Source organism: Pseudomonas sp. NPDC089408 (genome assembly GCF_044749445.1).
Classification (GTDB): Bacteria; Pseudomonadota; Gammaproteobacteria; order Pseudomonadales; family Pseudomonadaceae; genus Aquipseudomonas.
In genome coordinates this window covers 1-10,246 of record NZ_JBIVHY010000034.1, presented here as the reverse complement: position 1 = coordinate 10,246, position 10,246 = coordinate 1, and the positions used below count along the sequence as shown (strand labels likewise).

Genomic DNA, 10,246 nt, shown 5'->3' with positions numbered 1-10,246 from the left:
TCAGCAGGTGTTGCTGGCGGCGCGCGAGGGTAATGCCGAGAAAGCGCTCGGATTGCTGACGGCGCGCTACCGGATCACCGGCCAGGCCATCGCGGCGAATCCCTTCAGCGAAGAGGTACAGAAGTACCTGAAAAGTGGCATGGCGCAGGTTGAGGAGATGAAACAAATCCGCATCTCCGGAAGCCGGACGGTGTCCATCGAGTTGACCACCACTGGGCGCGTGAAACCCAACTTTCTCGGGTTGCTTACCACGGGGGTGGGTGGTGGTTTGAACGCGGGAATGCTGTGGTTCAACGTAATTTCGCTCAAGGCGGCTTACAACAGCCTGCAGCAGAGTGATGCACCGGAATACACGATGGGTTTTGCTTCGTCGATTTTTGGGGTGATCGGTGCAGCATCGGCGACAATGGTTAGCGTGCGGGCTACGCAGAAAGCCTTAATGTTGAGATTGAGTTCAACTGCACCTGGGATGGCTTTTGGTAACGGTATCATTAATTTTTTAACGAGTAATCTCTTTGCGCGAGTTTCAGCTTACCCAGCGATAGCAGCGGGCTTTTTCTCTGATGGATATAAAGCGTTACGCCAGTGGCAGAACGGCAATCTCACCTCGGGGATATATACAGCGACTGGCGGTAGTTTAACGGGTTTGGGTTCTGTTCTAACGCTAGAAGGAACCCTTGCCATCGCAGGTAAGACGGTTGTTATTCCTTTTGCAGGCTGGACCGCAGCGGGGCTTGTATTGGTAGGAGCCGCTTTGATCGGAGCAGGTCTATTTTTCCACTCAAAGGCACATTCCCGCCTTCACAGCCCTATGGAATTATGGGCATGCAGAAGCATTTTTGGCACGAGGAAAAATGACGGTGAGGTACGAGAAAATATACACCTTGACTTCGAGAGAAAATTACCACCCTTTCAGAATCTCCACGAAGAAGTCAAAGCATGGCAGATAGGATTTTTTTCACCCATAACTTTATCAGCATTGCAATCCGAGCAGCTCGGCATAACCGGTCTCACGACCGGATTTAACACACATAGCGATTGGTCGACGCCTGATTGGACAACCATAGTACACACACACATCACTAATGAAAGCTCAGCTGCTGAACTCACTCTTCTTTTACCAGGCTTTGCACTGGGCCAAAGTGAATGGTCAGGAACGCTTATAAGCCACAGCTTCGAAAAACACGAAAGCCGCTATCCCGCAACACCGAAATGCCACATGACACCCGCTGGTTTAGTACTTCACTACAAGGTTGAAGCCAGAGGCATCAGAGCTGTCACGCTCACGCTTGATTACGATAAAGACAGAGGCCTGAATAACAACACATATTCTACTACTAAATTTTATCTGGAGCGCTAAGTCCATGGCGACCACTTGGCTTTTCAAGCCATCGCATAAATCAGGGATCTCCCCTAAAATCTCTGGACAACTTGTTCAGGCATACAATTCAAGCTTATGCTTGCGAAACCCCTGGGTCTCCGACTCTGTATTCATGGGGAAGATCTACATCGCCATGTTTTTGTCTACTTGCATATTCTCTTTCTCCAACCTCACGGATAGCAGTATAGATTACTCACTCGACGGCGGCTCAATTTTCGTTGCCATGTTAATTTTAGCGCCTTTCATTTTCACCCCTTTTTTAGTATATAGGATACTTTTCATAAAAAATCTTTCACACATTTTCCTGAATCGGCTAACAAAAAAAATCTATTACAAACGAATGAACAAACTCATAGTCTTCGATTGGAACAACATTGGAGGCGGTGTATTCAAGCGTACTGAATTTAGTGGTTCTGCCTTCACCACCAGCTACGCCCTCGCCTTCGCCCCGCGCCGCGAGGACGGCAGCCTCCACCAAAAAGACTGCCTATGGGTCGACAGCAATGAACCCACCGATCCCGACACCCGACACGTCGCCGAAGTCTGGGAATACCTCCGCCACTTCATGGACCACGGCCCGGACAAACTCCCACCGCCCGGCGAACCCAATTGGTGGCACAAGCCCCTGCACGCCATTTGCCTGACCCCGGCAGAGGCGTGGCGCCACTACGCCCCCTGGCGAACCGGCGAACCCGGTGAAATGCAGGGTAAGAAGAACTGGCAACTGCCGTTCTGGGCCGTGCTGTTTCCTTACAACCTGACGGTCGCCATCGCTTGGTACTTCGTCTGCAAGCTTTTCAATGTCCGTGCAGCGCCAGCACCCGCCGAGGCTTTCGAAGGAGCGCCTGTTAGCCCCGAATAACCACCACCTCCAGGTATTCACTCGGCACCACCAACGAAGAAGGGCCTGCGACGTTGCTCTCATCCAGCAACTGGGTCAGGTCCCTTTCCAGCGCACCGGCGGCCTCCGGCTCCAGCGAAGCAAATGCCTTGTGCACCGGCCCATACCAGGTGCGGAACACGTCGATGAAGTGCGCCGCTGAGCGGTAGCGGAAGTTGAACTGCTGGCGGCTGACATGCAGTTCACCAAGCGTCCCGTCGAACATTAGCCGCAACTGTTCCCCATCACCCCAGCGTGATGGCGGCAAGGCGCCGGCTGGCGGCGGCACGTGCCGGCCGAGGGTCTTGAACATCTGCCCGACGAAGCCTTGCGGGGTCCAGTTGGCCAGGCCAATGCGGCCGCCGGGCCGGCATACCCGGGCCAATTCACGCGCAGCCTGTGGCTGGTTGGGGGCGAACATTACGCCAAAGGTGGAGAGCACCGCATCGAAGGTGCCATCAGCAAACGGCAGCGCTTCGGCATCGGCGGCCTGAAACAGCACGCTCAGGTGTTCGGCCCGGGCACGTTCCTCGCCGCGCTTGAGCAATTCAGGTACATAGTCCGTGGAGGTGACGCGGCAGCCGCGCCGGGCAGCAGCCAGGGTGGCGTTGCCATTGCCGGCAGCTACATCCAGCACCTGCTCGTCCCAGCGCAGGTCACAGGCTTCGGCCAGCCGTTCGCCTACCAGTTGCAGGGTGGTGCCGATTACCGCGTAGTCGCCGCTGGCCCAGGCGGCTTGCTGGCGGGCTTTGAGGGCATTGGTGTCCAAAGGGGTGCTCATGGTCTGCGCCTTCTTGTCGTGCGCGGCCGAGGTCCTTCTGGCGGTGTACGCGCCGGGGGTTCAGGGATGGGTGCAAAACAGTACGCGCTTGGCGGGCGAAGCGGCAAGATCAAGTGGGGATAGGGCAAGAGCGAAGCGATATATGAAGGCGGCTGGCATCTTCGCGGGCAAGCCCGCTCCCACAGGAATCGCGCTGGCTTTTTGATCTTGTGCAAGATAGTTCCGGCCACCTTGCGTGCATCACCTTCAAGACATGCACAACACCTGTAGGAGCGGCCTTGTGTCGCGAAAGGGCTGCAAAGCAGCCCCCAGGATTTCAGCGCAGATGCACAAAATTGCCGGGGCTGCTTCGCAGCCCTATCGCGACGCAAGGCGGCTCCTACAGGGGGCCAGCGTCAGCCAGAAGAGTCTACAAGTTCACGTAGCAGCTATCAGGCAAACTTGGCCCGGGCCGCGTGCAGCTTCTTGTAGCTCTCGATCAAACGCAGATGCCGGTCGAGGCCTTCGAGTTTCAGGCTGGTCGGGGTCAGGCCATAGAAGCGCACGCTGCCGTCCACCGAACCCAACACCGCGTCCATGCGCGCGTTGCCGAACATGCGGCGGAAGTTGGCTTCGTAGTCTGCCAGCTCCAGCTCGTCATCCAGCTGCACTTCCAGCACCACGTTCAACGCCTGATAGAACAGGCCACGCTCGACGGTATTGTCGTTGAACTGCAGGAACGCTTCGACCAGCTCCTTGGCCTCCTCAAAGCGCTGCACGGCCAGGCAGATCAGCAGCTTCAGCTCAAGAATGGTCAACTGGCCCCACACCGTGTTCTCGTCGAACTCGACGCCGATCAGTGTGCTGATGGTGGTGTAGTCGTCCACATCGCAGTTGTCCAGGCGCTTGAGCAGCAGCTTCAGCGGCCGGCTTTCAAGGTTGTGCAGGTTGAGGATGTCGGCACGGAAGGACAACGCACGGTTGGTGTTGTCCCAGATCAGGTCCTCGACCGGGTAGATTTCCGAGTAGCCCGGCACCAGGATGCGGCAGGCGGTGGCGCCGAGGTTGTCGTAGACCGCCATGTACACTTCCTTGCCCAGATCTTCGAGGATGCCGAACAGGGTCGCGGCTTCCTGCTGGTTGGAATCCTCGCCGTGGCCGGAGAAGTCCCACTCGACGAACTCGAAGTCGGCCTTGGTGCTGAAGAAGCGCCACGACACCACGCCGCTGGAGTCGATGAAGTGCTCGACGAAGTTGTTCGGCTCGGTCAGCGCGTGGCTTTCGAAGGTGGGTTGCGGCAGGTCGTTCAGGCCTTCGAAGCTGCGGCCCTGCAGCAGTTCGGTGAGGCTGCGCTCCAGCGCCACTTCAAGGCTTGGATGGGCGCCGAACGAAGCGAACACGCCACCGGTGCGCGGGTTCATCAGGGTCACGCACATGACCGGGAACTCGCCACCCAGCGAAGCATCCTTGACCAGCACCGGGAACCCTTGCTCTTCCAGGCCCTGAATACCGGCAACAATCGCCGGGTATTTGGCCAGCACGTCCTGCGGCACGTCCGGCAGGCACAGTTCGCCCTCGAGAATTTCGCGCTTCACCGCGCGCTCGAAGATTTCCGACAGGCACTGCACCTGCGCTTCGGCCAGGGTGTTGCCAGCGCTCATGCCGTTGCTGAGGAACAGGTTTTCGATCAGGTTGGACGGGAAGTACACCACCTGCTGGTCGGACTGGCGCACGAACGGCAGCGAGCAGATACCGCGCGCCGTGTTGCCTGAGTTGGTGTCGTACAGGTGCGAGCCGCGCAGCTCGCCGTCCGGGTTGTAGATTTCCAGGCAGTGTTCGTCGAGGATTTCGGCTGGCAGCGCATCGCGCGGGCCGGGCTTGAACCACTGCTCGTTCGGGTAGTGCACAAACGCCGCGTTGGCCAGGTCCTCGCCCCAGAACTGGTCGTTATAGAAGAAGTTGCAGTTCAGGCGCTCGATGAACTCGCCCAGTGCCGAGGCCAGCGCGGCCTCCTTGGTGGCGCCCTTGCCGTTGGTGAAGCACATCGGCGACTGTGCGTCGCGCACGTGCAGCGACCAGACATTGGGCACGATGTTGCGCCACGAGGCGATCTCGATCTTCATCCCCAGCCCGGCGAGGATGCCCGACATGTTGGCGATGGTCTGCTCCAGTGGCAGGTCCTTGCCAGCGATGTAGGTGCTGGTGTCCGACACCGGCATCAGCAGGCCCTGGGCATCGGCGTCGAGGTTGTCGACCACTTCGATGACGAACTCGGGGCCGGTCTGCACCACTTTCTTGACCGTGCAGCGGTCGATGGAACGCAGGATGCCCTGGCGGTCCTTTTCGGAAATGTCCTCGGGCAGCTCGACCTGGATCTTGAAGATCTGGTTGTAGCGATTCTCCGGGTCGACGATGTTGTTCTGAGACAGGCGGATGTTTTCTGTGGGGATGTCGCGGGTCTGGCAGTACAGCTTGACGAAGTAAGCCGCGCACAAGGCCGAAGACGCCAGGAAATAGTCAAACGGGCCTGGAGCCGAACCATCGCCTTTGTAGCGGATCGGTTGGTCGGCGATCACCGTGAAGTCGTCGAACTTGGCTTCGAGACGGAGATTGTCGAGAAAATTGACCTTGATTTCCATGCGGGATTACCGTGATTTAAGCGTGCAAAACGAAATTGGCCGGCATTATCCGGGTTTTCGCCGCAGAAGTCCTCTTCACCTCCAAATGCGCTTTCTTGTAGGAGCGGCCTTGTGTCGCGATGGGCCGCAAAGCGGCCCCTTACAATACTGCATGCTGCCAAGATCCTGGGGCCGCTGCGCGCCCCATCGCGACACAAGGCCGCTCCTACAGGCGATAGCGCTCATCGCCGCTTGCGCATTTCACCGAATTGCTTGCCTGATCCTCTGAACCTGCCCCCGCCAGCAGACCAGCGGTCACCCCGCTGTGCTAGCGTTTCTGCACTGGGGAGCACCGTACTCCCCGATCAGAACAAACCAAGCGACAGCAACCGTTGACGGGCAGGTGAACCATGGAACTACGCATCAACCAGAAGACCTATCAGGTCGAGGCGGACGCCGACACGCCCTTGCTGTGGGTGATCCGCGATGACCTCGGTTTGACCGGCACCAAGTATGGCTGTGGCCTGGCCCAGTGCGGCGCCTGCTCGGTGCTGGTGGATGGCAACGTGGTACGCGCCTGCGTCACCCCGGTAGCCGGCGTGGTCGGGCGCGAGGTCACCACCATCGAGGCGATCGAGGCCGATGTCGTCGGCAAACGGGTGGTCGCGGCCTGGGTGGAGCACCAGGTAGCCCAGTGTGGCTACTGCCAGTCCGGCCAGGTAATGGCCGCCACGGCGCTGCTCAAGCACACGCCCAAGCCCAGTGATGCGCAGATCGACGCCGCCATGGTCAACCTGTGCCGCTGCGGTACCTACAACGCGATCCATGCCGCTGTGCATGACCTGGCGCAAGGGGAGCAGGCCTGATGAATACGCCCGTCGATAGCCCTGCCGAACTGCTCAAACTGCAGCTGGGCGAAACGGTCAACCTGTCGCGCCGGCGCTTTCTGGCCGGCACCGCCGTCGGCGCCCTGGTGCTGGGCTTCGGCCTGCCCCTGGGTCCGGCGCGTGTGCAGGCAGCGGCCGCAGCAACGCCAGCGCGTGGCACACAGGTGCCGGCATTCCTGGAGGTCCGCCCGGACGGTACGGTGCGCCTGCTCAGCCCGTTCATGGAAGGCGGGCAAGGCCCGTTCACGGCCATGGCGCAGATCGTCGGTGAGGAACTGGACGTCGACCCGGCCCATTTCGTGGTCGACAGCGCACCACCAGGCGAAGCCTATGTGGTGATGGAAAACGGCATGCGTATCACCGGTGGCAGCATGTCAGTGCGCATGAGCTACCCGACCATGCGCCGCCTGGGCGCCCTCGCCCGGGCCATGCTGCTGCAGGCGGGCGCCGAACAGCTGGGCGTGCCGGTCGAGGAGCTGACCACCACGCCGGGCAACGTAGTACATACCATGACAGGGCGCTCCGTACCCTACGGCGAGCTTGCCGGGCGTGCCATGGATCTGCCAGTGCCCGACCCGGCCAGCGTCAAGTTGCGCGACCCCAGCCAGTTTCGCTGGATCGGCAAACCCGTACGGCGCCTGGATGCCTACGACAAATCCACCGGCAAAGCCCAGTACTGCATCGACATCAAGGTCGACGGCATGCTCCACGCCGCCGTGCAGCACGCGCCGCGCCTGGGCATGACCGTGGGTAGCCTGCGCAACGAAGAACAGGTAAAGGCCATGCAAGGCGTGCACTCGGTGCATCAGTTGCCGGGCGCCGTGGCCGTGGTCGCTGAACGCTGGTGGCATGCCAAGCGCGCGGTAGAAGCCATTCAGGTGGACTGGAAAGAGCCAGCCGCCGATAGCACGCTACGGCCGATGCCGGCGGATTTCTCCAGCGACGGCTGGCGCCAGCACCTGGCCTCGGTCGACGGGCCGGCGCGTGACGAAGAAAACGAAGGCGATGTCGCAGGTGCCTTGGCCAATGCCAAGACCAAGGTCGAGGCCAGCTACCACAACCAGTACCTCAACCACGCACAGCTGGAACCACCTTCTGCCCTCGCCCGCTTCAACCCGGACGGCACCCTCGACGTGTGGCTGCCCAACCAGGCACCGGACATGTTCCGTGACGACATTGCCAAGCGCACCGGCCTGGAAACCAGGCAAATCAACCTGCATTCGCCCCTGCTGGGCGGTTTCTTCGGCCGCCACTTCCTCTACGACTCGGCCAACCCTTACCCGCAGGCGATTGCCCTGGCCAAGGCGGTTGGCCGACCGGTCAAGCTGATCTGGAGCCGTGAAGAGGAATTCCTGCGCGATGTGCTGCGCCCGGTCGCCGTGGTGAAGTTCCGCGCCGGGCTGGATGCCGACGGCATGCCGGTTGCCATCGAAGCGGTGAGCGCCACCGAAGGGCCGACCGAGGCCCTCGCCGGCAAGCAAGGGGACAAGATCGACCCGACCGCGCTTGAGGGGCTGTCGGGCAAGTCGTACGCCATCGCCAACAAGCGCATCGCGCAAATCTACGTCAAGGGCCCGGCCATGCTCGGCTACTGGCGCTCGGTGGGTAACTCGCTGAACGACTTCTTCTACGAATCCTTCCTCGACGAGCTGGCTGACAAGGGCGGCAAGGACCCGTTCGAACTGCGCTTGCACCTGCTGCGCGATAACCCGCGCCTGACCAACCTGCTGAACGCCGTCGCCGAGTTGTCCGGAGGCTGGAAACGCGGGCCGTTCACCGCCGAAGACGGCAGCAAGCGCGCACGCGGCGTGGCGATGGCGTCTCCGTTCGGCTCGGAGGCGGCTGTCATCGCAGAAGTGTCGATAGAGAACGGCGAGGTCAAGGTGCACGACATCTGGCAGGCCATCGACCCGGGCAGCATCGTCAACCCGGCGATCATCGAACACCAGGTCAACGGTGCGGTCGCCCTGGGCCTGTCGCAGACGCTGGTGGAGGAAGCGGTGTACGTGGATGGCAAGCCGCGCGCACGCAACTACGACCTGTACCCCATCCTGCCGCCTGCGCGCATGGCCCGGGTACATGTGCGCATTGTCGAAAGCGGGGCGAAGATGGGCGGCATCGGTGAGCCACCGCTGCCCGCGGTGGCTCCAGCCGTGGCCAACGCGGTCGCGCAGCTCACCGGCCAGCGCGTACGCAGCTTGCCAATGAGCCGCCACACCTTCAGCTAGCGCACAAGGAATGCCCCATGACCCATCGTTTCGCAAGAACCGCGGGCTGGCTGGCGCTGCCGTGCCTGGTCGCGGCTGGCCTGCTGGCCTGGTATGTCACCCGCGAGCCCGCCTCGCCGTTTACCGATGTGCAGGCCAGTGCTGCCGACCCGGCGCTGGTCAGCCGTGGCGAGTATGTAGCGCGGCTCAGTGACTGCGTGGCCTGCCACAGCGTGCCGGACGGCAAACCGTTCGCCGGCGGGTTGCAAATGGCCACCCCGCTGGGGGCGATCTACGCCACCAATATCACCCCCGACCAGGGCACGGGTATCGGCAGCTACAGCCTGGCCGACTTCGACCGCGCCGTGCGTCACGGTGTTGCGCCCGCCGGCCGGCGGCTGTACCCGGCCATGCCCTACCCGTCCTACGCCAAGCTCAGCGATGACGATGTCAAGGCGCTGTATGCGTTCTTCATGCACGGTGTGCAGCCGGTCAAGCAGGCCAACCGGGCCAGCGACATCCCTTGGCCGCTGAACCTGCGCTGGCCCATCGCAATGTGGAACGGCCTGTTTGCAGCGACCACGCCCTACGCCGCTCAAACCGGCCAGGACGCGCAGTGGAACCGGGGTGCCTACATTGTCCAGGGCCCCGGCCACTGCGGCAGCTGCCATACGCCACGCGGCCTGGCCTTCAACGAGAAAGCCCTGGATGACAGCGGCAAGCCGTTCCTCGCCGGTGCATTGCTCGATGGCTGGTACGCACCCAGCCTGCGCGGCGACCACAACACCGGGCTGGGGCGCTGGAGCGAGGCTGACATCGCCCAGTTCCTGAAGACCGGGCGCAACCGCCATGCGGTGGTGTTCGGTTCAATGACCGAAGCGTTCAATAACTCCACACAGTTCATGAGTGACGATGACCTGGCTGCCATTGCCCACTACCTGAAATCACTGCCCGGCGACCCGCAACGTGATGGCGCACCCTGGCAGTATCAGGTGCAGTCGGCAGCTGCACAGCTTGATAGCCCTGGCGCGCATACCTACGTGACCCGCTGCGCGTCATGCCATGGCCTGGACGGCAAAGGCCAGGCCGAGTGGATGCCGCCATTGGCCGGCGCCACTTCGGTACTGGCCAAAGAGGACGCCTCGGCGATCAACATCACCCTTAACGGGTCGCAGCGGGTAGTGACTGCCGGGGTGCCGGATGCCTACCGCATGCCGTCGTTCCGCGAACAGCTGGGGGACCAGGAGATTGCCGAGGTGCTGAGCTTTGTTCGTTCGGCGTGGGGTAACCATGGCGGCGCGGTGAGTAAGCAGGCGGTGGGCAAGTTGCGCGGGCATACCGACCCGGCCAGTAGTAGCCCGATCATCTTGCACATGCGCTGAAGTGGGGATGGCTGTGCTGGCCTCTTCGCGGCTAAAGCCGCTTGTATGGTGATACTTGAAGGGGTGGTGGGACGAAAAAGCCGATTCTGACTGTTCACAGCAGTACAGACCGTGGGAGATATCGCCCCACC

7 protein-coding genes are annotated in these 10,246 nt (G+C 61.3%); 5 read left to right on the top strand and 2 right to left on the bottom strand.

The window, feature by feature from the left end:
* Both ACIP02_RS27270 and ACIP02_RS27265 read left to right on the top strand, forming a co-directional pair.
* Nucleotides 1-1,360 (top strand): hypothetical protein (locus tag ACIP02_RS27270; RefSeq protein WP_400622922.1); only part of this gene is annotated, 1,360 nt, incomplete at its 5' end.
* A gap of 4 nt (nt 1,361-1,364) precedes the next feature.
* Complete coding sequence (locus ACIP02_RS27265; RefSeq protein ID WP_400622920.1) at nt 1,365-2,243, top strand: DUF6708 domain-containing protein; 879 nt, start codon at nt 1,365-1,367, stop codon at nt 2,241-2,243.
* On the opposite strand, the gene ACIP02_RS27260 is transcribed toward ACIP02_RS27265, so the two are convergent.
* Together ACIP02_RS27260 and ACIP02_RS27255 are read right to left on the bottom strand one after the other, a co-directional pair.
* Entirely contained in the window at nt 2,230-3,042 is an 813-nt protein-coding gene (locus ACIP02_RS27260) for a class I SAM-dependent methyltransferase (RefSeq protein ID WP_400622918.1), read from the bottom strand. The genes ACIP02_RS27265 and ACIP02_RS27260 overlap by 14 nt on opposite strands.
* Nucleotides 3,043-3,473: 431 nt before the next feature.
* Entirely contained in the window at nt 3,474-5,660 is a 2,187-nt protein-coding gene (locus ACIP02_RS27255; protein WP_400622916.1) for an OsmC domain/YcaO domain-containing protein, read from the bottom strand.
* Between the two features lie 389 nt (nt 5,661-6,049).
* On the opposite strand from ACIP02_RS27255, the gene ACIP02_RS27250 reads away from it, so the two are divergent.
* Genes ACIP02_RS27250 through ACIP02_RS27240 form a run of 3 tightly spaced genes read left to right on the top strand, consistent with a single transcriptional unit; the run spans nt 6,050 to nt 10,115 of the window.
* Nucleotides 6,050-6,505, top strand: coding sequence for a (2Fe-2S)-binding protein (locus ACIP02_RS27250; RefSeq protein ID WP_400622914.1), 456 nt, complete (start codon nt 6,050-6,052; stop codon nt 6,503-6,505).
* Entirely contained in the window at nt 6,505-8,754 is a 2,250-nt protein-coding gene (locus ACIP02_RS27245) for a molybdopterin cofactor-binding domain-containing protein (RefSeq protein ID WP_400622912.1), read from the top strand. The genes ACIP02_RS27250 and ACIP02_RS27245 overlap by 1 nt, the downstream gene beginning before the upstream one ends.
* Nucleotides 8,755-8,771: 17 nt before the next feature.
* Nucleotides 8,772-10,115, top strand: a complete 1,344-nt coding sequence (locus ACIP02_RS27240; RefSeq protein WP_400622910.1) for a c-type cytochrome — start codon at nt 8,772-8,774, stop codon at nt 10,113-10,115.
* The last annotated feature ends 131 nt before the right edge of the window (nt 10,116-10,246 follow it).

Bases quoted from the DNA above. Each gene is read 5' to 3' on its own strand.
- ACIP02_RS27265 (WP_400622920.1), top strand. From the start codon at position 1,365: ATGGCGACCACTTGGCTTTTCAAGCCATCGCATAAATCAGGGATCTCC.
- ACIP02_RS27260 (WP_400622918.1), bottom strand. From the start codon at position 3,042: ATGAGCACCCCTTTGGACACCAATGCCCTCAAAGCCCGCCAGCAAGCC.
- ACIP02_RS27255 (WP_400622916.1), bottom strand. From the start codon at position 5,660: ATGGAAATCAAGGTCAATTTTCTCGACAATCTCCGTCTCGAAGCCAAG.
- ACIP02_RS27250 (WP_400622914.1), top strand. From the start codon at position 6,050: ATGGAACTACGCATCAACCAGAAGACCTATCAGGTCGAGGCGGACGCC.
- ACIP02_RS27245 (WP_400622912.1), top strand. From the start codon at position 6,505: ATGAATACGCCCGTCGATAGCCCTGCCGAACTGCTCAAACTGCAGCTG.
- ACIP02_RS27240 (WP_400622910.1), top strand. From the start codon at position 8,772: ATGACCCATCGTTTCGCAAGAACCGCGGGCTGGCTGGCGCTGCCGTGC.